The sequence below is a fragment of the Agromyces albus genome (assembly GCF_004134825.1).
GTDB lineage: Bacteria > Actinomycetota > Actinomycetes > Actinomycetales > Microbacteriaceae > Agromyces > Agromyces albus.
The window spans coordinates 15471-37177 of the sequence record NZ_SDPN01000026.1; the positions used below are offsets into that span (position 1 = coordinate 15471).

At 68.0% G+C, this 21707-nt stretch carries 21 protein-coding genes and 1 tRNA gene; 16 read left to right on the forward strand and 6 right to left on the reverse strand.

The features are described from left to right. The first annotated feature begins 29 nt into the window (after positions 1-29). Genes der through ESP51_RS13470 form a run of 3 tightly spaced genes read left to right on the forward strand, consistent with a single transcriptional unit; the run spans position 30 to position 2890 of the window. Complete coding sequence (der, locus tag ESP51_RS13460; protein WP_129521411.1) at positions 30-1538, forward strand: ribosome biogenesis GTPase Der; 1509 nt, start codon at positions 30-32, stop codon at positions 1536-1538. Positions 1539-1550: 12 nt separating this feature from the next. Next, on the forward strand, positions 1551-2180 hold the full coding sequence (locus ESP51_RS13465; protein WP_129521412.1) for an SRPBCC family protein: 630 nt from the start codon (positions 1551-1553) through the stop codon (positions 2178-2180). Further along, positions 2177-2890 (forward strand): DUF4166 domain-containing protein, encoded by a 714-nt coding sequence (locus tag ESP51_RS13470; protein WP_241843163.1) that lies wholly within the window; start codon positions 2177-2179, stop codon positions 2888-2890. The genes ESP51_RS13465 and ESP51_RS13470 overlap by 4 nt, the downstream gene beginning before the upstream one ends. Before the next feature lie 67 nt (positions 2891-2957). Here ESP51_RS13470 and ESP51_RS13475 read toward each other — a convergent pair whose 3' ends face one another. After that, positions 2958-3581, reverse strand: coding sequence for a GNAT family N-acetyltransferase (locus ESP51_RS13475; RefSeq protein WP_164990518.1), 624 nt, complete (start codon positions 3579-3581; stop codon positions 2958-2960). 122 nt (positions 3582-3703) lie between these two features. Between ESP51_RS13475 and ESP51_RS13480 the strand changes: the two genes are divergently transcribed. Together ESP51_RS13480 and ESP51_RS13485 are read left to right on the forward strand one after the other, a co-directional pair. After that, on the forward strand, positions 3704-4693 hold the full coding sequence (locus ESP51_RS13480; protein ID WP_129521414.1) for a CHAD domain-containing protein: 990 nt from the start codon (positions 3704-3706) through the stop codon (positions 4691-4693). Between the two features lie 78 nt (positions 4694-4771). Beyond that, complete coding sequence (locus ESP51_RS13485; protein WP_129521415.1) at positions 4772-5692, forward strand: aminoglycoside phosphotransferase family protein; 921 nt, start codon at positions 4772-4774, stop codon at positions 5690-5692. Positions 5693-5729: 37 nt separating this feature from the next. Here ESP51_RS13485 and ESP51_RS13490 read toward each other — a convergent pair whose 3' ends face one another. After that, positions 5730-6173, reverse strand: a complete 444-nt coding sequence (locus ESP51_RS13490) for a nitroreductase family deazaflavin-dependent oxidoreductase (RefSeq protein ID WP_129521416.1) — start codon at positions 6171-6173, stop codon at positions 5730-5732. A gap of 14 nt (positions 6174-6187) precedes the next feature. Then, entirely contained in the window at positions 6188-7108 is a 921-nt protein-coding gene (locus ESP51_RS13495; RefSeq protein WP_129521417.1) for an oxygenase MpaB family protein, read from the reverse strand. A gap of 112 nt (positions 7109-7220) precedes the next feature. Between ESP51_RS13495 and ESP51_RS13500 the strand changes: the two genes are divergently transcribed. Further along, positions 7221-7694: a MarR family winged helix-turn-helix transcriptional regulator gene (locus ESP51_RS13500; RefSeq protein WP_129521418.1), complete on the forward strand. Its 474-nt coding sequence runs from the start codon at positions 7221-7223 to the stop codon at positions 7692-7694. Then, on the forward strand, positions 7691-8347 hold the full coding sequence (locus ESP51_RS13505; protein WP_129521419.1) for a hypothetical protein: 657 nt from the start codon (positions 7691-7693) through the stop codon (positions 8345-8347). Before ESP51_RS13500 ends, ESP51_RS13505 begins: the two co-directional genes overlap by 4 nt. Positions 8348-8410: 63 nt before the next feature. Here ESP51_RS13505 and ESP51_RS13510 read toward each other — a convergent pair whose 3' ends face one another. Continuing rightward, complete coding sequence (locus tag ESP51_RS13510) at positions 8411-8914, reverse strand: hypothetical protein (protein ID WP_129521420.1); 504 nt, start codon at positions 8912-8914, stop codon at positions 8411-8413. 392 nt (positions 8915-9306) lie between these two features. On the opposite strand from ESP51_RS13510, the gene ESP51_RS13515 reads away from it, so the two are divergent. Continuing rightward, positions 9307-9380 (forward strand) — tRNA-Pro (locus ESP51_RS13515). 507 nt (positions 9381-9887) lie between these two features. Here the strand turns inward: ESP51_RS13515 and ESP51_RS13520 are convergent. After that, a complete protein-coding gene (locus ESP51_RS13520) occupies positions 9888-10754 on the reverse strand; it encodes an AraC family transcriptional regulator (protein ID WP_129521421.1) in 867 nt (288 codons plus the stop codon). Between the two features lie 92 nt (positions 10755-10846). Here ESP51_RS13520 and ESP51_RS13525 point away from each other — a divergent pair, with 92 nt between their 5' ends. The 6 genes from ESP51_RS13525 (at position 10847) to ESP51_RS13550 (ending at position 19802) form a co-directional block, all read left to right on the forward strand. Beyond that, positions 10847-14152, forward strand: coding sequence for a DUF5107 domain-containing protein (locus ESP51_RS13525; RefSeq protein ID WP_129521422.1), 3306 nt, complete (start codon positions 10847-10849; stop codon positions 14150-14152). Positions 14153-14154: 2 nt separating this feature from the next. Beyond that, positions 14155-15168 (forward strand): substrate-binding domain-containing protein, encoded by a 1014-nt coding sequence (locus ESP51_RS13530; RefSeq protein WP_129521423.1) that lies wholly within the window; start codon positions 14155-14157, stop codon positions 15166-15168. Between the two features lie 72 nt (positions 15169-15240). Next, on the forward strand, positions 15241-16767 hold the full coding sequence (locus ESP51_RS13535; protein WP_129521424.1) for a sugar ABC transporter ATP-binding protein: 1527 nt from the start codon (positions 15241-15243) through the stop codon (positions 16765-16767). Next, a complete protein-coding gene (locus ESP51_RS13540; protein ID WP_129521425.1) occupies positions 16764-17783 on the forward strand; it encodes an ABC transporter permease in 1020 nt (339 codons plus the stop codon). The genes ESP51_RS13535 and ESP51_RS13540 overlap by 4 nt, the downstream gene beginning before the upstream one ends. Beyond that, complete coding sequence (locus tag ESP51_RS13545; protein WP_129521426.1) at positions 17783-18862, forward strand: zinc-dependent alcohol dehydrogenase family protein; 1080 nt, start codon at positions 17783-17785, stop codon at positions 18860-18862. The genes ESP51_RS13540 and ESP51_RS13545 overlap by 1 nt, the downstream gene beginning before the upstream one ends. Before the next feature lie 40 nt (positions 18863-18902). Further along, positions 18903-19802: a DUF4380 domain-containing protein gene (locus tag ESP51_RS13550; protein WP_164990519.1), complete on the forward strand. Its 900-nt coding sequence runs from the start codon at positions 18903-18905 to the stop codon at positions 19800-19802. A 148-nt stretch (positions 19803-19950) separates the two neighbouring features. On the opposite strand, the gene ESP51_RS13555 is transcribed toward ESP51_RS13550, so the two are convergent. Beyond that, entirely contained in the window at positions 19951-20163 is a 213-nt protein-coding gene (locus ESP51_RS13555) for an NAD(P)H-binding protein (RefSeq protein WP_241843164.1), read from the reverse strand. On the opposite strand from ESP51_RS13555, the gene ESP51_RS13560 reads away from it, so the two are divergent. Continuing rightward, positions 20162-20629, forward strand: coding sequence for a hypothetical protein (locus ESP51_RS13560; protein ID WP_164990516.1), 468 nt, complete (start codon positions 20162-20164; stop codon positions 20627-20629). The genes ESP51_RS13555 and ESP51_RS13560 overlap by 2 nt on opposite strands. A gap of 42 nt (positions 20630-20671) precedes the next feature. Continuing rightward, complete coding sequence (locus ESP51_RS13565; protein ID WP_129521430.1) at positions 20672-21703, forward strand: LacI family DNA-binding transcriptional regulator; 1032 nt, start codon at positions 20672-20674, stop codon at positions 21701-21703. The last annotated feature ends 4 nt before the right edge of the window (positions 21704-21707 follow it).

A 21707-nucleotide genomic window follows, 5' to 3' on the forward strand; every position in this document is an offset into this window, starting at 1 on the left:
GAGCGCATCCAGACTTCAGAGGAGACACCATGACCGACCAGAGCGAAGAATTCGACGCTCCCGACGACGACCTCGCCGAGCGGCTCGCCGACGTCGATGAGGGACTCGCCGAACAGCGCGCCGCGGCGCTCCGCTCCGGCCTTGCCGACTACGAGCTCGACGAAGACGACCTCGACGTGCTCGAGATCTCCGAGGAGGGCGAGGAGGGCATCCGCTACCTCCCCGCGCTGCCGGTCATCGCGATCGTCGGTCGCCCGAACGTGGGCAAGTCGGCGCTCGTGAACCGCATCCTCGGTCGCCGCGAGGCTGTTGTCGAAGACACCCCCGGCGTCACTCGCGACCGCGTGGCCTACAAGGGCGAGTGGCTCGACCGGCGCTTCACGCTCGTCGACACCGGCGGATGGGAGCCCGACGCGAAGGGCATCGACGCATCCGTCGCGGCCCAGGCCGAGGTCGCGATCGACCTCGCCGACGTCGTGCTCTTCGTCGTCGACGCCACCGTGGGCGCGACGTCCACCGACGAGCACGTCGTGCGGCTGCTGCGCAAGACCAAGCGCCCTGTGTTCCTGCTCGCGAACAAGGTCGACGACGCCCGCCAGGAGTCCGAGGCCGCAGCGCTCTGGAACCTCGGTCTCGGCGAGCCGTATCCGGTCTCTGCTCTGCACGGCCGAGGCGTGGCCGACATGCTCGAGGCCGTATTCAAGGTGCTGCCCCAGGTCTCGGCGATTGCCAAAGACGAGTTCGGCGGTCCGCGCCGCGTGGCGATCCTCGGCCGCCCGAACGTCGGCAAGTCGAGCCTGCTCAACAAGGCGGCGGGCGAAGAGCGCGTCGTCGTGAACGAGCTCGCGGGCACCACTCGCGACCCCGTCGACGAGCAGATCGAGCTCGGCGGCAAGATCTGGCGCTTCGTCGACACCGCCGGCATCCGTCGTCGCGTGCACCTGCAGCAGGGCGCCGACTTCTACGCATCGCTTCGCACCCAGGCGGCGCTCGAGAAGGCTGAAGTGGCCGTCGTGCTGCTCGACGTCTCGCAGCCGCTCTCCGAGCAGGACGTGCGCATCATCGACCTCGTGCTCGAGTCGGGCCGCGCACTCGTGCTCGCGTTCAACAAGTGGGATCTCCTCGACGACGACCGTCGCCGCTACCTCGAACGCGAGATCGAGCAAGACCTGCACCACGTGGCGTGGGCGCCGCGCGTGAACATCTCGGCGCGCACCGGCCGCCACCTCGAGAAGCTCGTGCCCGCGCTCGAGCTCGCCCTCGAATCGTGGGACACCCGCATCGCGACCGGCAAGTTCAACGCGTTCCTCACCGAGCTCACGCAAGAGCACCCGCACCCCGTGCGCGGCGGCAAGCAGCCCCGCATCCTGTTCGGCACGCAGGCCGCGAGCCGCCCGCCGACATTCGTGCTGTTCACGACCGGCTTCCTCGACCCGGGCTACCGCCGCTTCATCATGCGTCGCCTGCGCGAGATCTACGGCTTTCAGGGTTCGCCGATCGTCATCAACATGCGCGTGCGCGAACGTCGCCAGCGGTAGCAGGAGGCACGGATGCCGCGAGCTCGCGCCGCACGAACGCGTTCTCGCGGCATCTACGTCGAGGTGCTCGTGCGCGCCGACCTCGAGACACTGTGGCGGCTCACGCAGGATCCTGAGCAGCACGCGCGCTGGGACCTGCGTTTCTCGCAGATCGTGCCCGAGGCTGCGCTCGAGCGCGGCGGGTATCGCTTTCGATACGAGCGCTCGCTAGGCCTGCATACGATCCGCGGCACCGGCACCTCCATCCGCGAACGTCATCATCTCGACGGGTCGAGTACGTCGGCGCTGCGGTTCGACACCGACGATCGGTTGTCGCCGCTCCGCGGCGGACGCGGCTACTGGCGATACGTGCCGACGGCCGAGGGTGTGCGCTTCATCACGGGCTACGACTACACACCTGGATTCGGACGCCTCGCCGACCGCCTCATCCGTCCGCTCGTTCGATGGATGACGGCGTGGAGCTTCGATCGCCTGCGGATCTGGGCGGAGACGGGCGTCGAGCCCGAGCGCTGGCCCGCGGCATCCGTGGTCGCCATCTGGAACCGCGAACGGCCACGAGCTTCGCGGTGCACGACAGAACCGCCCGCGCAGGGCGCCTTCGCGCACGAACCCGAATCACTTGCGACCCTGGAGGCACCGTGACCGAGGCAGCAGATCGAGCGGTCACGACCGTCGGCGCGGTCTTCCCCCGTGCTCTCGGCGATGACTTCGCGCGGCTGCATCCGATGATGCAGCGCCGGTTCGGCGTCTCGATCGACGGCGGGTATGCCTGCGTCGGGCGCGGCGTGATGACGAGCATTCGCCGCGGGCCGTGGTGGACCGTGCCGTTCCTGCAGTTCGGGCGTCTGCGGAACATCCTGATTCCGGATGTCGGCCACGACGTGCCGTTCACGATCGAGAACCACGCGTACCTCGATCCGTTCGGGCGCGAGACGATCACGTTCGTGCGGGAGTACCGGCTCCCCGGCCGGCGCCGTGCGAGCCGGTTCGACGCGACGATGGTCGTCGACCCGGCGCGCGGCACGGTCGTCGACTACCTCGGCACCCACCAGCACCTTGCCGTCGACCTGGCGTTCGGGGTGGAGGCCGACGGGTCGCTCCTGCTTCGATCGGGACAGCAGCGGTTCCGCGAGGGCGCTCTCGACTTCCGCTTCCCGATGCTTGGCTCGGGGTACGCCGAGTTGCGCGAGCGATTCGACGACGAGGCCGGCGTCTACCGCGTGCGACTCGAAGTACGGAATCGCGTTTTCGGCTTCCTCTTCGGCTACGAAGGGTGGTTCGAGTGCGAGTTCCCCGACACAACCGAGGTGCCGCAGCACCTGCTGCCGAAACGACACGAAGCGAGGTATTGAGCCGCTGAAGGGCGGTCAAGGCATTGCGGCCCGCTGCCGGCATCGGCGGTCACGGGTTCACGCCCAGTTACTCACCGACGACCAGTTGCATGATCGCCCGATCCTCCTTCGGGCGGGCGACCTCGCAGAAGCCGGCACTCTCGAACATCGACACGGTGCCCGGGAAGAGCTCGTTGGCCGGCGTCTTGCTGCGCGCATTCGGATCGACGGCATAGCCCTCGACGATGCGTGCGCCGTTCGCGGCCGCGAACTCGACCGCCGCGACGGCGAGCGCCTGCCCGACGCCGCGCTTGCGGTGGGCGCGCGGCACGACGAAGCACGACACCGACCAGATCGAGTCGTCGCTGAAGTCGGGGTTCGGCGTGCCGCCCGCGACGATGCGGGTGTGCGGGAGGCGTATGAGGTGCGAGCGGGGTTCGACCGCGCACCAGCCCACCGGGGTCTCGCCGTCGTAGGCGAGGAGGCCAGGACCGGCACCGGCCTCATGCAGTTGCGCCTCGAGCCGCCCACGAAGCTGCTCGTCGCCGACCGAGCGCCAATCGCTGCCGGGGATCTTGTACCACTGGCACCAGCAGTGCGCGGGGTCGCCCTTGGTGCCGAACACGGCTTCGACGTCGCCGAACGGCGCCTCGTTCGCAGGCACGATGCGGAAGCCCGCAGTCGTCTCGGTTTCGGTCACCACGTCATGCATGACGACCACGGTAGCTGCGGCATCCGACATCCGTCGACCGGGTTGCGTGACCTCCAGTTCGTCCGCAACGGGTGGGAAAGGAACGCTGGGCGGATGCCTCGCTTCGGGCGTAACGTGTGGTCATGGCCGCACCTACGCCCTCGGCGGGGGGCGTGACGCACCCCGACGCCGGAACCGCCGTCGTCACCGCGCTCAGGGCGATCGGGGATCGGCTCGACGTGCTCGAATCGGCTGCGCTCGACGACGAGCCCGACGCCGTGCATCAACTGCGGACGCATGTGCGCCGCCTTCGGAGCGTGCTCGCCGCCTACGCGCCACTGTTCGACGCGTCGGTCGCCCAGGCATTGCGCCGCACGTACGGCGAGTTCGGGAAGGAGCTCGGCACCGTACGCGATATCGAGGTGCGGATGCAGGTCGCCGAGCACGAGTTGCGCGAGGCACCCGAGGCACCGGAGGCGTCAGCGGCATCCGCTGGATCCGGTGCCACCGCGGGCGCGGCTCCGACCGACTTCGCGACCGAAGCGATCGATTCCGCGCGGGCGCGGCTCATCGAATCCGAGCTCGAGGCGCATCGGCTCGCGCATGCGCGATTCGCGGCCCGACAGCGGATGCCGCGTGCAGCAGCCCGTCGCGTGGCGCTCGCCATGTTCCTCGCGGCTCCGCCGCTCACCCTGCTCGCCGCGGAGCCCGCCACCGGAGTGCTCGGCGACCTCGTCGAGCGAGAGGCCCGCCGCGCCGTGCGCCGTGCAGCCCGTCTCACCCCCTCAGCCGACCGGGAGCGGTTGCACGCCGCCAGGAAGGCCGGCCGGCGCCTGCGATACGCCGCCGAGGCCGTGACCGAGGAGCCGGTCGTGGTGTTCGACAAGCGAGTGCACGCGCTCGCCACCGCCGGCGAAAAGCTTCATGACCTGCTCGGGGATCATCGCGACGAGGTGTTGTTCGCCGAGCATGTGCGCCGTTCGGCGGCACACGCCGCCCACGACGGGGAGCCCGTCGATGCGCTCGATCGACTCGCGGAGACTGCAGAACGGCGAGCGGTCGATCGGCTCGGCGGGCTCCATAAGGTGGTGAGACGCCTGCGTCGGGCTGAAGCGGATTGGGCGGCACGGTAGGCGGCGACGCCGTTGGGCCACAGTTCGGCGCGCTCCTCAGCATTGGCTCGAAGCCGCGTTCGCCCCGATACTGGTGCGATGTCCTTCGCGCCGATCCCCGCATCCGTCCGTCAGCGGGCCCTCGACTGGTACGGCGACCGGGGCCGGGACTGGGTCGACGCCCTCCCCGCCACCGTCGCCGGGCTCGCCGCGGCCTGGGACGCGCGCCCCGCCGGAGACCCCTTCACCGGTGGCACGACCGCCTATGTGCTGCCGCTCGACCGGGCCGACGGCACTCCGGCCGTTCTCAAGGTCGATCTGCAGGATGAGGAGAACCGATCCGAGCCGACCGCCCTGCGCGCCTACGACGGCGACGGCGCGGTGCGCCTCCTCGAATACGACCCCGACTCCGGCGCGATGCTCCTCGAACGCGCCCGACCCGGGACCGCACTGCTCGACCACGAATTCCCTGGCCTCCGCGAACAACACGTCGCACGGGAGCGCTTCGCGATCGCCTGCGATCTCTTCCGCCGACTCTGGCGCACTCCGGTCCCCGCCGCCGACTACCCGGAACCCCCGAAGGCCGCCGATCTCCTCAAGGGCTGGGCCGAGCACTTCGACGCGGCCGCAGGACGATCGACTGACGTTTCGAACGAACTCGCGCTCGGCGTGGAACTGTGCGACGCGCTCGCCGACGCCGACGAGATCGGGATCGCCAACCGCGACAACCACCTGAGCAATGTCGTCACGGCCGTGCGCGAGCCCTGGCTGCTGATCGACCCCAAACCGGTGCTGGCCGAACGCGCCTTCGACGGCGGGTACTTCCTGTTCAAACAACAGCTCCACGGCCCGCTCGGCGGCACCGAGCTGCTGCACGCCGTGGCCGAGGGGCTCGGCGCCGACCTCGAACGCGTGCGGGCCTGGGCCATGCTGACGACGGTCGCGCAGATCGCCGACGCCGGAAGCGCCGCCGATCGCGAGGCGTACACCGGTGTGCTCCGCGCCATCGAGCGCGCTTGAGTCACCCGGTTCCAGCAGGCCCGAATGGCCTGCCCGATCAGCCCGGCGGCTCGCAGATGACGATCGGGATCTCCCGGCTCGTGCGGTGCTGGTAGATTTCGTATCCCCGATAGGCGGCAACGACCCTCGGCCACAGCTCGGCGCGTTCCGCGGCGTCGGCGGTCCTCGCGATCATCGGCCGCCGCGACCCGTCCACCGTGAGCTCGACGAGCGGGTCGGCCACGAGGTTGCGATACCACTCGGGGTGGCGATCATCGCCGCCCTTCGACGCCACGAGCACGATCCGCTCGCCATCGACCACCGGGGTTGAGAGCACGACGGCGCGAGGCCGGCCGCTGCGCCTGCCGGTCGTCGTGAGCTCTACGATCGGCATGCCGACGATCCCGGCACCGAGATGCCAGCGGCTCAGCCGCAGGAGCACGCGGTGAGCGCGCGACAGGGAGCGGAACCAGAAGTCGGCGAGGCGTCCGCGACGAGTCATCCGAGATCTCCTGATCACGCGGCGGACTCGTCGCGAGTGCCGGCATCGGCCGCGATCCTGGCGATGCGCGCGAGCGCCGCCTCCTCCGAGGTCGACCGGTCGCCGAGCATCGTCCGCACCGAGCGGAGCACTGCGCCCGTGGCAGCGACGGCGGGGAACGGCGCCGCCGACAGCCCGAGCAGTCGTCGCTGGTCGGTCGAGAGCGACTGCACGGCGCCCGCGAACATGATGCGGTAGGCCGGGAGCATGCCGCGAGCCAACGGCGGGTTGCGGATGAAGCGCACGGTGCGGTCGACGCGTTCGTCGCGCTTGAGCACGCCGGCGTCGGCGAAGGCGCCGAGGCGTGCACGGAGGTCGGCGGCGGTGCGCGGGGCATCCGTGACGCCGATGAGCTCACCGGCGATCGACCACTCGCGCACGTACGCGTCGGCGCCGCCCGGGATCGGGCCCTCCCACAGCTCGTGGCAGGTGAGGAACGAGTCGGTGAAGGCCAGGTGCACCCACTCGAGGAGCTCGGGGTCACTCGCGCGATAGGGGCGACGGATGCCTCGCGCATCCGTGTACTCGCCCTGCACGCGCCGATGCAGACCCCGCACTCGCGCCGAAGCCCGCTCGGCGGTGGCGCGATCGCCGAACGTCACCGTGACGAGCCAGCGGATCGTGCCCGTGAGCCGACCAAGGGGATCCTCCTCGTAGCGCGACCAGTCGTGGATGCCGGCGAGGGCGCCTGGGTGCATCGCCTGCACGAGCAGGGCGCGGATTCCCGCGACCATCGTGGCCATGCCGCCGTGCACCGCCCACGCGGCCGAGCCCGGGCCGAAGTAGCCCGCGTCGTCGCCCTGCTCCAGCTCGTCGACCCAGGGCGGGCGCCCGTCGTCGGTGCCCGACAGGGTCTGCAGCAAGTGCGATCGCCATCGATCCCGAACCGAGCTCATGGCCGGAGTAGACCACATGAGGCTGAATGCCGCTTGGAAGACGGCAGCCGCGGTGCGCAGCCCGCGTCGGCACGAATCATGAAGTAAGGTAATGATGTAGTACCATCATGATATGACGACCCCGATCACCGTCCTCGACCGGCTCCTCGAGATCAGCGAGCTCTTCCAGAAGGACATGGCTCGCGCCTTCGACGGCACGCCGCTCACCGCCGCACGCATCCGCCTGCTCTGGGAGCTGCAGCACAGCGGACCGTCGACACAGCACGCGCTCGCCACGAGCCTGGGCGTGAGCCCCCGCAACATCACCGGACTCGTCGATGCGCTCGAGGCCGGCGGCTACGTCACCCGGTCGCCGCACCCGAGCGACCGGCGGGCGACGATCGTCGCGCTCGCGGCATCCGCTCAGCAGATGATGCGCGAGATGCAGCGCGAGCATGCCGAGCTCTCGACCGACCTGCTCGGCGCGGTCGACGCCGCCGATCGTGCAGCCCTCGAGCGCGGCGTCGACGCCATCGCGGCGCGGCTGCGCGAGCTCATCGCCGCCGACGAGGCGCGCCGGGCCGAACGGATCGAGGTCGGGGCATGAGCCTCGAGACGCCGACCCGGCACGACGCATCCGTCGGCCTTCGCACGTGGCGGTTCCTGAAGCGGGCGCTGCAGCTCGAGCTCAGCATCTACGCGAACATCGGCCGGCTCGTCGCGCGCCGTCCGGCGATCCCGCAGGGCGCCGTGGGCTTCAGCTATCACAAGCCCGTGCTCACCGTGCTCATCATCTTCATCGCGCTCTCGGCGTTCGAGATCCCGATCGTCGACCTCATCGTGCACCGGTGGCCCGGTGTGCGCATCGCGTTCCTCATCCTCGGCATCTGGGGCGTGACCTGGATGTTCGGGTTCCTCTGCGCGTACCTCATGAAGCCGCACACGGTCGGCCCCGACGGCATCCGCGTGCGACAGGGCCTCGAGATCGACCTCGCGCTCAGCTGGGACGACATCGCCTCGGTCGCGCGCAACAAGCGGGTCGACGAGCCGAAGTCGCCGAGATTCGAGGAGACGGATGCCTCGCGCATCCTCGTCTTCCGCATGCAGGACGAGACCGACATCGAGATCGAACTCGAACGCCCCACCGTCGTGCGGCTGCCCGGCGGGCGAGCGAAGGGCGGCGAGCAGACCATCACCGGCCTGCGGATCTGGGTCGACGACCCGCGCGGGTTCATGGATGAAGTGCGAAAGCACCTCTGACGACAGCGCGCCGGTCGCGCGACCCCTCAGGGTCGGCGACCGGCGCAGCTGTCGTTGTAAGGGTTACGGCCGCGTGGGCTCGTCGTCGGCGGCGTTCGGCGCGACGGGCTTCTCGTCGGTGGCGACGTTGGCGACGTCGGCCGCCTCAGCTTCTGCGGTCTCGACGTACGCGGGCGGTGCGACCTCGACGTTCGCGGGCGGTGCGACCTCGACGACCTGGGGCTCCTCGATGTCATCGAGGCTCGAGTCGACGGATGCGGGCGCCGGGGTGGCGACTGCAACAGTCGCGGCGCTCACCACGGCAGCGGCACGGTTGCGCGCGTGCGTCGCGAGGGCGATGAAGACCCCGACGACGCCGGCGGCCAGCAGCATGCCGCCGATGGTGCTCTGCGTCTGCAGGTTGAGGTACTGCAGGTAGTCGGAGCCCTGCTCGTTGTAGAAGTCGGCCTGGGCGGCATTGCCGCTCTGCAGCAGCCAGAACCCCAACCCGGTGACGGCGACGGCGGCGACCCACAGCACGATGAGCGGGATGTTCAGGGCGGGGCGTCGCGTGGTGGCGTTCGACAAGGTTCCTCCAGAGGATCGGTCCTGCGCAGCGTGCGCGCTGGATCGGTTGGCGTACGGCCGGATCGGCCTCAGCGAGCCTATGGCCGAAAGCTATGGATGGGGTTGGTATTTCCGATGTGGTGCCCTACATGAGCCGCTTCATCCGATCCCCGGCAGATGCCGGATGTTCAGCGAGTCGCCGACGATGCCGTGGATGCGACGGACCCCGGCATCGATGAGCTGCTCGACGAGCTGGTCGGCGATCGTGTGTGCCACGGTGTGCCCCCTCCGTGCGGTGCCACCCCTCCAGTCTTCCCCTTCTATTGCTCGTGGTCGAGGGGCTTCGGGTGCATGAGCACCACCGCGGATGCCGCTATGATGGTCAAGTTGTCTTCCGAGAAATCGGATGGCATCGGGCTGTGGCGCAGCTTGGTAGCGCACTTGACTGGGGGTCAAGGGGTCGCAGGTTCAAATCCTGTCAGCCCGACCGAAAAGTCCCGGAAACTCAAGGGTTTCCGGGACTTTCGAGGTTTAAGAGAATTGATCCACTCACCGAAAACTCACCGTTTTCACCCCTCCGGCACGCCCGATACGCTCTTGTCGTGCGACACGGCGCTGTGGCTCCCGGTCGCTTGCGGTCGTCAGGGCACGCTCCACGCACCTTCTCGGTATGAACGAACACGAGATTCTGTCGCCGCTCTCGTCGCCTGCTCCAGACGACGCCTGGGGGAGGGGCGATGTTGTTCGGGATCGCATCCTCGCCGCCCCGGGCACGCGACGCCTGTACTTCCCGAGCCGTCTGAGCTCCCGTCTCGAGGGTGCTGCGAGCGGAAGTCTGCCCAGGGTGCGGCCGCGTCGTCAAGTTGCTTGGGAACCGAGAGTCGGCCGGCGCCAGGGGCTCCGTGCGAAGACGCCGGGTACCGGCCGCTACACATCCCGTTGGCCGGATCTGAGACACATCGCGGTCGCCCGTCGAATCGACTTGTGGCGTGTCTTAGCCCTTGTGCTGCGCGCGATAGGTCCGCGGCGGCACCCCGTGCACCTTGCGGAAAAGCCGTGAGAAGTAGAACGAGTCCTGGTAGCCCACTTCTTCAGCTATGTCCGCGACGTCCTTATCAGTGGTGTCAAGCAGTTCTCGTGCCCGGGCCATGCGGAGCTGCGTTTGGTATTGGAGCACGGCCATGCCTACATGCTCCCGGAACAGCACTGCGAAATGTGATGTGCTCAGGGAAGCCATCGCCGCGAGGTCGTTGACCGAGACGCGCTCCTCGAGGTGGTTGCGCAGGTAGTCTCGAGCTCCCTCCACGGTGGAGGCTCCGTTGCCTGACAACTGCCGATTCGCGGAGAGAAGGGCCATGAGGTGCCAGGCGGCTCCAGAAGCGGCCACGAGGTTCTCCCACGTCGAGTCCTCGCCCATCCAGTGGACAACCTCCTCGACCAGGGCGACGACACGGTAGATATCCGAGACGCCGCGGACCGGAGCAGCGGGCGTCATGCCGGCTGCGCGCAGGAACTCGAGCAGGTCCCTGCCGGCGATGTGAAGCCACCACAATGTCCACGGATCGTCCGGGTCGGCCCCGTAACTGTGTGGCACTCCGGGCTGGATGATCATCACCTGGCCGGCATGAACGGTGTGTTGGACTCCCTCGATGACGCACCATCCCTGACCCTTTGTGCATGCGATGACGATCGCCTGGTCGATACCGGAGGTCCTCGTCATTCCGTGGGCCCGTGCCTCGGGGAAATAGCCGCAATCAGTGACGACCAGATGAGCTGTACCGGGGCGTTGCAGTGCGGCACGAACAGTGGGCCGCGGCAGAACGAACAGCCGTTGGCCAGGAAATCCATCTTCGATCGTCATCGCGACAGTCTGCGGCCACGTCGCCGTTTTGTCCAGTTATCTCCGTTGGATCGATCATTCCGTGGAGCGCTGGAGGTTCCTATGGTGATGAGATGCTCGACGTTGAGACCCCGGCGCAGTCCCGAATCGCCCTCCCTCCGGTCCCTGCTGCCCTGGCTGGTGATCGAGTGGCGGCGTGGTCGGAGCCGGTGCTGATCGACAGCTACCTGCCGGGTCAGCCCGACGCGTATCCCGCATTCCTCGACTCGCGGGTGTACCAAGGGTCGAGCGGCCGCGTCTTTCCGTTGCCGTTCCACGAGCGCATCGCGCAAGACAAGACGCCCCATCTCTGGCAGGCCGTGCACCTTGAGAACGAATGGCTGCGGCTCATGATCCTGCCCGAGCTCGGGGGTCGCATCCATGTCGCGTACGACAAGGTCGCGAAGTACGACATCTTCTATCGCAACAACGTGATCAAGCCCGCGCTGGTCGGTTTGGCCGGCCCGTGGATCTCGGGTGGTGTCGAGTTCAACTGGCCGCAGCACCACCGTCCCGCAACCTTCCTCCCGACCGACGTCGAGATCGAATGGGAGGAGGACGGCTCGATCACCGTCTGGTGCTCCGACCACGATCCCTTCGCCCGCATGAAGGGGATGCACGGCATTCGCCTGCGCCCCGATAGCTCTTTGATCGAGGCGAGGGTGCGCCTGTTCAACCGCACGGAGGTGCCGCAGACCTTCTTGTGGTGGGCGAACGTGGCCGCTGCCGTCAACGACGGCTACCAGTCCTTCTTCCCCACGGATGTCACCACCGTCGCCGATCACGCGCGGCGGGCAACGACCACCTTCCCTGAGGCGGGCCGGTATTACGGGGTCGACTATCGGGCGCGAGCAGATGCCGACCACCCCGACGGCGATCGACTCGACTGGTACCGCAATATCCCGGTTCCCACCTCGTACATGGTGCTCTCGACGGAGGACGAGTTCTTCGGTGGGTACGATCACGGCCGCGACGCCGGGTTCGTGCACTGGGCGAGCGGCGGCGTCTCGCCCGGCAAGAAGCAATGGACCTGGGGAAACGACGAGTTCGGCTGGGCCTGGGAGCGCAACCTCACCGACGGAGACGGGCCGTACATCGAGCTCATGGCTGGAGTCTTCACCGACAATCAGCCCGACTTCGCCTGGCTTGCGCCGGGGGAGACCAAGACGTTCAGCCAGTACTGGTACCCGATCCAGAAGATCGGACCGGTGCAGCAGGCGACGCTGCGCGCCGCGGCGAGCCTGCGCGGAGGAACGATCGGCGTCGTAGTGACGTCAGCTGTTCGCGCGCGCATCCTGCTCACCGACAACGCGGGCGCGACCCTCTTCGACACGACCGCGGACCTCGCACCAGGCTCCCCTTTTGCCGCCACGCACTCGGCGGCACGCTCCGAGGCCCTCACCCTCACCGTCACCGAAGGCGACGACGTGCTCGTGTCGATCGCGCCACGCGTGCAACGCGAACAGATTCGCAGCGCTGCGGTAGCCCCTCCGCGCCCCGCCGATGTCGGCAGCGTCGACGAGCTGTATCTGATCGGGCGCTATCTCGAGCAGTACCGGCACGCGACCCGCCACCCTGAGCAGTACTGGCTCGAAGCGATCGCCCGTGACGCTCGTCACGTCGGTGCCCGCACGGCCCTCGGTGCGCGCGAGTACGCCGCGGGAAACTTCGAGGCGTCGGTCGAACACCTCAGCCTCGCGGTCGCACGCAACACCGCGTGGACGCCGACGCCGACGAGCGGGGAAGCGCACTACCGGCTGGGGCTGGGCCTTATGCGGCTGGGTCGCGATCGGGAAGCCGAGGCGATGCTCCAGCGTGCCGCGTGGGACGTCGCGTGGCGGGGTGCGGCCTGGTGGGCACTCGCCCGCCTCTACGGCAGGCGTGGTGACTGGGCGGCGGCGCTCGATCGCGCCGAGGCCGTGGCATCCGCCGATCCCGACCACAACCAGGCGATCTGCCTGCGCGCCCGCATCCTGCGCGAGCTCGGGCGGGTCGGCTCGGTGGAGGTCGTGCTGGAACGCGACCCGCTCGATCAGTGGGCGCGCGACCTCGCCGGCCTCGAGCTCACCCGTGACGCCCCGACCCTGCTCGATGTCGCGATCGAGTACGCGGGTGCCGGCTTTCCACTCGACTCGCTGCGCCTTCTCGACGCCGCAGACGCTGTGCTCGACGACCAGGCCGTCGGCCAGGTCGCCGTTGGTCCGCTCGTCGCCTACCACCGTGCCCTCCTGCTCGACCTTTTGGGTCGCAGCGGGGCCGCCCAGCAGGAGCGGGTGCGCGCGAAGGGTCTCGACACGACCAACTGCCTCCCCTCGCGGCTCGAGGACGTCGCGGCGTTGGAAGCGGCGGGCGAGGAAGCCACTGCCCTCGCCCAGCTCGGCCACTGGTACTACGACCGGGGCCGCCGGTCCGATGCCATCGCCGCGTGGCGACGCTCCCTCGAGCTCGCACCCGACCGCAAGACTGCCACCATCGTGCACCGCAATCTCGGCGTCGCCGCGTACAACGTGGACCGCGATCCGTTTGAGGCGCGGATGCACTATGAGGCGGCGATCGCGCTCACCCCGCGGGATCCCAAGTTGTGGTTCGAGTTCGACCAGCTCGCGGCACGTTCGGGCGAGACGCCGGCGACACGGCTCGCGCGTCTCGAGGCAGAGCCTGACATGGTCGCGGCCCGCGACGACCTGTCCGTCTCATTCGCCAACCTGCTCATCGACGCGGGTCGAGCCGCTGAGGCGCGAGAGTTGCTGGCCCAGCGTCGCTTCCAGCCCTGGGAGGGTGGCGAAGGCCAGGTGCTGGGAGCGTGGGAGCGAGCGGCGCTCGCTGTGGCAGCCGACCTGGTCGGGGCGGGAGATGCCGAGCGGGCGGTCGAGCTGCTCATCTCCGCACTGGTGCCACCCGCCGAACTGGGCGAGGCGAGGCATCCGCTCGCGAACGCGTCCGCGATCCACCTCGCGCTGGGAGACGCGCTCATTGCGGCGGGCGATGAGAGCGGGGCGCGGACCCACTGGCGTGTCGCCGCCGACTCGGCCGGCGACTTCACCGGAATGCGGGACCGCAGCTACAGCCTGCGCACGGCGCACTCGGTGCTCGCGTTGCGACGGCTGGGAGACGATGCCCGAGCGAGCGAGCTCACGCGTGAACTTGCTGAATACACCGAGGAACTCGCGGTGGAACCCGCCGAGATCGACTTCTTCGCGACGAGCCTGCCGACGATGCTCTTGTTCGTCGACGACCCACAAGAGGTGCGTGACCTCGAGGTGCGAGAACTTCGTGCGCAGCTCGCGCACCTCCGACCGAAGCAGACAGGCCAGGCGGCATCGATGCCGTCGAGCTCGGACGGCAGCGAAGCCGACCGGGAACACCAAGAGAAGGGCTGAACATGAACGAGAGAACGAAGCGCTGGTCGCGTCGCGGCTTGCTCGCCGTGGCGGCGGTGACCGCAGTCATCCTGTCCGGTTGTGCCGCGGGCGGCGGCACCGCAGGAGGTGACGACGGCGCAGAGATCCGCATCGGCGCGATCTATCTCGACTCCCAGGGCTACTACGGCGGCGTCAAGGCCGGCGTGGAGGCCGCCGCCGAGGAGAGTGGGCTGAACGTCAAGTTCATCGAGACCAACCCGGGTGGTGACGTCGCGAAGGAGAGTGAGTTCATGACCACGCTCGTCTCGTCCGGCGTCAGCGCGATCATCATCTCAGCAGCCTCGGCGGACAGCAGCGTGCCCGCCATCAAGCAGGCCTTCGATGCCGGCATCCCGGTGATCTGCTACAACACCTGCGTGAACGACGACGCCGTGGAGAAATACGTCACCGCGTACATCATCGGCGACCCGGTGACCTTCGGGTCGAACCTCGGGGAGGCCGCCGTTGCCGCATTCACCGAGGCCGGAATCACCGCACCCAAGATCGGTGTCATCAACTGCGAGCAGTACGAGGTATGCAAGCTGCGTCTCCAGGGCTTCGAAGATGCCCTCGTCGCGGGGCTTCCGGAAGCGACGATCGTCGCCAACCAGGAAGGTGCCGAGGTCGATCGTGCCGTGACGGTGGCCGAGCAGATGCTCACTGCCAACCCGGAGATCAACGGCATGTACGGCGAGGCGGGTGGTGCGACCATCGGTGCGTACAAGGCAGTCACCACCGCTGGCAAGGTCGGCCAGATCTTCGTCTTCGGTTCTGACATGACGACCGAGATCGCTACGGAGCTCGAGAAGGGCGACGTGCTGAAGTCGGTCGTGGACATCTCGGGCATCGAGGTCGGCACGCTGGCGTGGGCCGCCGTGCAGGATGGGCTCGACGGAAAGACCCCGTCCGAGAAGATCGTGCAGGCACCCATCACTCTGTGGGATCCGACGACCGCCGCGGAATGGCTCAGCACGCACCCCGACGGACTCCCGTAACCACCACGCGGCTGGCGCCAGTGGCGCCAGCCGCGCTCCCCCCGTCATCAGCAGCGTGAGAGGATCAGCGCGATGTCAGCGTCGACAGAACAGCCCGAGATCATCGCCCAAGCGATCGGAGTCACGCGGTCGTACCCAGGAGTCATAGCGCTCGACAACGTGGACTTCGAGGTGGGCCGCGGGGAGGTCCGGGCTCTCCTCGGCCAGAACGGCGCCGGCAAATCCACACTGATCCGCCTGCTCTCCGGGGTCGATGTGCCGTCGAGCGGAACCATTCTCATCGCAGGAACCGACCTCGGCTCCGAAGGCGTCCACGGTGCCGCGGACCGGGGTGTGGCGACCTGCTATCAGGAGCTCAGTCTCGTCGCCGACCTCACCGTCGCGGAGAACTTCTTCCTGGGCAAGTGGCCGCGCGGCCGGTTCGGCATCGACACCAAGGCGATGGCCACCCGCGCCGCGGAGGCGCTCGCCTCCCTTGGTGCAACGATCGATCCGAATGCGATAACGGGCACCCTGACCCTCGCACAGCAGCAGATCGTCGAGATCGCGCGCGCCCTCCAGGATGATCCCAAGCTGTTGATCCTCGACGAACCCACCAGCGCCCTGGCGTCAGCTGAGGTCGCTCTCGTACTCGAAACCGTGCGTCGTGTGGCGGCGAAGGGAGTGGCGGTCATCTACGTGAGCCACCGCATGGACGAGATCCGCCAGATCGCGGCCAGCGCCACGGTGATGCGCAACGGCAAGGTCGTGAAGACCCTCTCGCTCGGTGAGAGTGACACTGCCACGATCATTCGGCTCATGATCGGCACGGACCCAGAGAACCAAAGACCGCAGGCCGTCGACCACGAGCCGGGGCCGGTGGTTCTCGAGGCCCGCGAGTTGGCCATTCCGCCCAAGGTCACCGACGTGAGCTTCCAGCTGCGCGCCGGTGAGATCCTCGGGCTCGCCGGCTTGCTCGGCTCCGGTCGCACCGAGTTGTTGAGGGCGATCGCCGGGTTCGAGCGACTCGGTGGCGGGGACATCCTCGTCGATGGCGAAACTATCGCTCCCGTTACCCCACGTCGCATGCGGCGGGCAGGCATCGCCATGACGCCTGAAGACCGCAAGCGCGAGGGCGCCCTCATGAACCTCGGAATCGACGAGAACATCGTCATGTCCGACTATCGCTCGGTCTCCCGGTCCGGGGTGCTCTCGGTGTCTCTGATGCGGGATGCCAGCGAAGCTCTCGCCCGACGCCTCAGCATCAAGGCTCACGACCTCGCCCAACCCATCTCCACTATGAGCGGCGGCAATCAGCAGAAGGCCGTCATCGCCCGGTGGCTGCACGCGGACGCCGACATCCTGCTGCTCGACGAACCCACCCGCGGGGTCGACGTCGAAGCGAAGGCCCAGATCTACGCGATCATGCGGGCGGTCGCCGACGAGGGAAAGGCGGTCGTCTTCGTTTCGAGCGAACTCGAAGAGCTTCCCTTGTGCTGCGACCGCGTGCTGGTGCTGCGCGACGGTTCCATCCAGCGCGAGTTCGTCGCACCTCACATCACACTGTCCGACCTCCTCGAGGCATCAATGGCCTCCCACTCCACCCAGGAAGCATCATGATCGACACAACAAGTCCTCCCGTGGCACTGTCGCCGGGCCGCCGCGTCCTCTCCAGCCTCACCGCGAACACGACGCTCATCAACATCGTCGGCCTGCTCGCCGCGATCGTCCTGCTCTACATCGTGCTGAGCACGACGGCGACCGGGTTCCTGAACGTCGCAAACCAGCTCGGCTTGTTGCGGCAGGCGGCGATCATCGGAATCACCGCGACCGGCATGACGCTGGTGATCATCGCGGGAGAGATCGACGTCAGCGTCGGCCCGGCCGTCGCGCTGTCTTCGGTCATCACCGCTGAGGCGATCATGACCTGGGGATTGCCGACTCCTCTCGCGATCCTCGTGACGATGGTGATCGCCATCGGATGGGGTTCCCTCGCGGGTGTGCTCCGGGCGCGGTTCCGCGTACCCTCCTTCATCGCGACGCTCGGACTCTGGAGCATGTTGCGGGGCATCGGCCAGTTCTGGACGAACGCTCTGCCCGTACCTCTGCCTGAGGATGACCCGATCATGAATGTGCTGAGCGGAAGCATCCTCGGTGTTCCGACTCCTGCCTGGGCCATGATCATCACCTTTCTGGTCTTCGGCTTCATCGCGCGCAAGACCGCGTACGGCCGGTCCGTTTTCGCTACTGGCGGCAATCCCGCGGCAGCCAGGCTCGCTGGCATCAACGTCTCGCGGGTGCGCATCATCCTGTTCGCCACCATGGGATTGCTGGCCGCGATCAGTGGCGTCTTCCTCGCGGCCAGGCTCGGCTCCGGTAACGCCGGTGCCGCGAATGGACTGGAGTTCGACGTGATCGCTGCCGTCGTGATCGGCGGCACGGCAATGGCGGGCGGGCGCGGAAGCCTCATCGGTACGTTCCTGGGGGTGCTGTTCATCACGCTCATCGGCAACGGTCTCGTTCTGCTCGGCGTCAACTCCTTCCTGCAGAACGTCATCCGGGGAGCGATAATCGTCGCCGCCGTGCTGCTCAACGTCACCTTGTCCCGTCGCCGCTCCGCACAGGCTGATGACTGATGGCTGACACGATGCGTGGCGTATTCCTGCCCGGCGACTCGACGGCCGCGGTGCGCGAGTATCCGATCCCCACGCCGGGGCCGGGAGAACTCGTCATTCGCACCGGTGCTTCGGGGATCTGCGGCAGCGACCTGAGCTATATCTACCACGGGTACAAGACGCACAAGGGACTCAGCGGCGCGCCCGCGTACAAGGGCGTGATCGCAGGCCACGAGCCGAGTGGTCGCGTTGTTGCCGCGGGTGAGGGCGTCAGCAGGTTCGGCGTCGGCGATGACGTGCTGGTCTATCACATCCATGGATGCGGGCAGTGCCGCAACTGCCGGGCGGGGTACTACATCAGCTGCACGGACCAATCCCAGCGCAAGGCGTACGGCTGGCAGCGCGACGGCGGCCACGCCGACTACGTGCTCGTGTCGGAGGCGACGTGCATCCCCCTCTTCGCCCCACTCAACTATGTCGACGGCGCGCTCATCGCCTGCGGCTTCGGCACGGCCTACGAGGGGCTGCGCCGCGCGAACGTCCATGGCGGTGAAGACCTGCTCGTCGTCGGCCTCGGACCGGTCGGCCTCGCCGCCGCGATGATCGGCCGGATGCTCGGTGCCCGCAGGGTCATCGGAGTTGAACGAAGCAAGGAGCGCATCGAGTTCGTGCGCGCGACCGGCCTCGTCGACGACCTCGTGGTTGCCGATGAGAGCGCGGTTGACACCATCTTCGCCCTCACCGACGGCAAAGGCTGCGAAGTGAGCGTGGATGCCTCGGGCAGCGCACCCGGGAGATCTACTGCCGTGTCTGCGACTGCCGAGTGGGGCCGCATGGCCCTGTTGGGCGAGGGTGGGACGTTCGAGACCGAGGTGTCCGACACGCTCCTGCACAAGCAACTGACCATCACGGCATCTTGGGTGACCTCCCTGCAGGGCATGGAGGACCTCGCACGCATGCTCGCGGCAGAAGGCCTTCACCCGGAGATCGTCGTCAGCCACCGGCTGCCGCTCGAAGATGCCGATGAGGCGTACCGGATCGCGGCGGGAGGGGCGACCGGCAAGGTCGTACTCGTCCCATCCGGGTGGGATGCTGCTTAGCGAGGCCAGCAGCGGCGACCCCGACCTGCCCATCTATCGGGTGGACAACGGAACCGTCGCGCTGGCTTTCCTGCCGACCGTCGGCGGGCGACTCATCTCGGTCGCCGCGCACGGTCGCGAGTTACTGTGGCGCAATCCCGAATACCTCGACGCGTCCCTCCAGGCGGTCCGTCGTCGGTCGGACTGGCCGCGCCACGATGGCACGTTCGCGTCGTGGGTGAACATCGGTGGCTCGAAAACCTGGCCGGCCCCGCAGGGATGGAACGGCGAAGGGGAGTGGGCGGGACCGCCGGATCCCGTGCTCGACTCTGGCGCGTGGTCCATCGAGTCCCGTGAGTCGGACGATGGTCTCGTCGTGATCATGACCAGCGCGGACGACCCACGGACGGGCGTCCGAATCACCAAGGAGTTCACCGTCCCGGGGAGCGGGCCCGAGTTCGCGCAGCAGACGACCTTCACGAACATCTCCTACCAAACGGTCACCTGGGCGGTGTGGGAGGTCGCGCAGATCGACACGGAGGGCGGGGGCGTCCACGCGGAGGTCGAGGTCGACGTGACAGACACCCGTGTCGTCGACCTCGGCAGCTACCACGGCACCTTCGAGGTCGAGCATGGTGAGGGCACCGTCTCTGCGGGTATCCAGGATGTCGTCGTGAAGCGTGGATTCCCGTCCGCCTCGGGGCGAATCGCTTACTACGAAGACACCGGCGTGGGCCTGGAGCTCTCTTTCTCACCGATCGTCGACGCGATCTATCCCGACCAGGGATCGCGCGCAGAACTCTGGATGCAGGCGCCCATTCCTGCGCCGCTCGCGGAGCTCGACGGGCTTCACCCCGACGCGTGGCTCGCGGAGCTCGAAGTACTCTCTCCCCTCACCACGATGCGCCCGGGCGAGAGCGTGAGTTTCGAGATCGGCTGGCGGGCGCTGCTCGCTGATTAGGCGAGACCTCTCTGCGATGAGTGGGTGTCCTCAGCCGGTACACGGTGCTCTCAATGAGATCGATGACAACTGCCTTGTTGGTGCCGGCGAGGACGCCGGAGACGATCCAGAGTGCGATTCCATGTGCGGTGCGTTCCTTCGGTCGGGGTCAATTGCTGATCGCCGGGGCGCGACCGATGTAGGTGCGGTCGTCGACCTGCGCGGCAGTGAACGCGGCGATGTCGCCGCGGGTGACGGGGAACCCGATCTTGTCGCTGCCGTAGAATCCGACGCGGAGTTTGACTGTCTTGGGGATGTCGTTGGGGGCGGTGAACCGGACGATCGTCCAGTTCGTGCCGCTGTTGCGGATCAACTCGGTCATGCCGAGTAGCTCGTCGTATGCCCCGGATGGAATCTCGGACCATCTGCTGGGGCATCCCGCCCGCATCGATCTGGCCGAGGAAGTGGTCGATGCTGAGTTCTGCCTGCAGGTCGAGTATCTTCTCGGTGATTTGAGCGGGACCGCCGACCATCAGCGCGCCGCGGCGAGCGGCGAGGTCGCCCATCTGGGCGGCTTCGTGAAGGGCGGGACGGAACTGGCCCGACCAAGTGCCCTTCTCCTCGCCTCGCAGGCGCAACAGCAGGTCGAGTTTCTCGCCGAAGAGGTCGTCGACCTGGTTGATGTCCTCGCCGAACAGTACGAAGGGTTCGGCGAAGGCGCTGCGGCCGGTGATGATCTCGGCTCGGCCGTGGCTGACCGGCTCGAAAAGGCGACCGACCGGTGTAATCGGGACCTGCGACAAGGTGATGTCCCTCGGAGTGGTGCGGTTTCCGGTCGGGGGCACTGATGCACCACGCCTCGCGCTGAAGGAACGGGTAGGATCGCCCCGATGGTCACGGTTAAGTCGATTGCGGCAGCCGTCGGCGTCTCACCATCCGTCGTTTCGGCGGTGTTGAGGGGCAGCCGGCATGTTCGCATGAGCGACGCTACGAGGGCGAAGATCCTCGAGGCGATCGAGGAGATGGGCTACACCGCGAACTTCGCGGCCCGCTCGTTGCGCACGTCTCGCTCCGGCGTGCTCGCCGTCGTGGCGCCGAAGCTGAGCAACCCCGTGTTCGCGCCGATGCTCGACGGCATCCATGATGCCGCGGAGGAGAACGGCTACGCCATCATGCTCGCCGAGGCGATGCGCCTCGTCGACGGCTCCCGCGCGCTCGAGCGGATCCTCGGCCAGGGGCAGGTCGACGGCACCATCCTGCGGCCCAGCTCGGACGTCGACTCCGAAGGCGTGCGGTCGGTCTTCAAGCGGGAGGCGCCGATCCTCGTGCTCGATGAGGTGCCCGACGCCGGGCAGCCCTGGTTGGCCATCGACGACGTTGCGGCCGGCCGGGTCGCCGCCGAGCACCTCCTGGAGCTCGGGCATACCCGCATCGGCTTCCTCGGAGGGTGGTTCAGCGCGCACCAGGGCTTCCGGCCACCCGCGGGATTCCGGCATGCCGGCCAACGTCGGCTCGAGGGGTACCGGGAAGCGCTCCAGGCGGCGGGCATCGAGCCGAGACCCGACGACGTCATCGAGTCCGACTACGCCGCGCACGCCGGACGCGTGGCCGTCGCCCGAATCATGGAGCTCCGCGACCGTCCGACGGCGTTCGTCGTGAACAATGCCACCACGTCGCTCGGCGTGGTCGGCGGGGCGATCGAGGCGGGCCTGCGGGTCCCCGAAGACCTGGCAATCGTGGCGATCCACGACATCGACGTGCTCGAGGACGTGAACCCGTCGATTACAGCTGTCCGGATGCCGATGTACGAACTCGGGCACCGCGGCGTGACGCTCGTCGCCCATGCCATCGAGGGCGAGGAGATCCTCTCGGGGATCATCACGTCGCCTCCTCCCGAGCTGATCCGCCGCCGTACCACCTGACCCG

What these genes read in the sequence shown, in the direction of transcription:
- ESP51_RS13485 (WP_129521415.1), top strand. Translation starts at nt 4,772, where the DNA reads ATGTCCTTCGCGCCGATCCCCGCATCCGTCCGTCAGCGGGCCCTCGAC.
- ESP51_RS13545 (WP_129521426.1), top strand. Translation starts at nt 17,783, where the DNA reads ATGGCTGACACGATGCGTGGCGTATTCCTGCCCGGCGACTCGACGGCC.
- ESP51_RS13555 (WP_241843164.1), bottom strand. Translation starts at nt 20,163, where the DNA reads ATGACCGAGTTGATCCGCAACAGCGGCACGAACTGGACGATCGTCCGG.
- ESP51_RS13505 (WP_129521419.1), top strand. Translation starts at nt 7,691, where the DNA reads ATGAGCCTCGAGACGCCGACCCGGCACGACGCATCCGTCGGCCTTCGC.
- ESP51_RS13500 (WP_129521418.1), top strand. Translation starts at nt 7,221, where the DNA reads ATGACGACCCCGATCACCGTCCTCGACCGGCTCCTCGAGATCAGCGAG.
- ESP51_RS13480 (WP_129521414.1), top strand. Translation starts at nt 3,704, where the DNA reads ATGGCCGCACCTACGCCCTCGGCGGGGGGCGTGACGCACCCCGACGCC.
- ESP51_RS13495 (WP_129521417.1), bottom strand. Translation starts at nt 7,108, where the DNA reads ATGAGCTCGGTTCGGGATCGATGGCGATCGCACTTGCTGCAGACCCTG.
- ESP51_RS13520 (WP_129521421.1), bottom strand. Translation starts at nt 10,754, where the DNA reads ATGACGATCGAAGATGGATTTCCTGGCCAACGGCTGTTCGTTCTGCCG.
- ESP51_RS13465 (WP_129521412.1), top strand. Translation starts at nt 1,551, where the DNA reads ATGCCGCGAGCTCGCGCCGCACGAACGCGTTCTCGCGGCATCTACGTC.
- ESP51_RS13490 (WP_129521416.1), bottom strand. Translation starts at nt 6,173, where the DNA reads ATGACTCGTCGCGGACGCCTCGCCGACTTCTGGTTCCGCTCCCTGTCG.
- der (WP_129521411.1), top strand. Translation starts at nt 30, where the DNA reads ATGACCGACCAGAGCGAAGAATTCGACGCTCCCGACGACGACCTCGCC.
- ESP51_RS13540 (WP_129521425.1), top strand. Translation starts at nt 16,764, where the DNA reads ATGATCGACACAACAAGTCCTCCCGTGGCACTGTCGCCGGGCCGCCGC.
- ESP51_RS13475 (WP_164990518.1), bottom strand. Translation starts at nt 3,581, where the DNA reads ATGCATGACGTGGTGACCGAAACCGAGACGACTGCGGGCTTCCGCATC.
- ESP51_RS13535 (WP_129521424.1), top strand. Translation starts at nt 15,241, where the DNA reads ATGTCAGCGTCGACAGAACAGCCCGAGATCATCGCCCAAGCGATCGGA.
- ESP51_RS13560 (WP_164990516.1), top strand. Translation starts at nt 20,162, where the DNA reads ATGCCGAGTAGCTCGTCGTATGCCCCGGATGGAATCTCGGACCATCTG.
- ESP51_RS13565 (WP_129521430.1), top strand. Translation starts at nt 20,672, where the DNA reads ATGGTCACGGTTAAGTCGATTGCGGCAGCCGTCGGCGTCTCACCATCC.
- ESP51_RS13530 (WP_129521423.1), top strand. Translation starts at nt 14,155, where the DNA reads ATGAACGAGAGAACGAAGCGCTGGTCGCGTCGCGGCTTGCTCGCCGTG.
- ESP51_RS13525 (WP_129521422.1), top strand. Translation starts at nt 10,847, where the DNA reads ATGCTCGACGTTGAGACCCCGGCGCAGTCCCGAATCGCCCTCCCTCCG.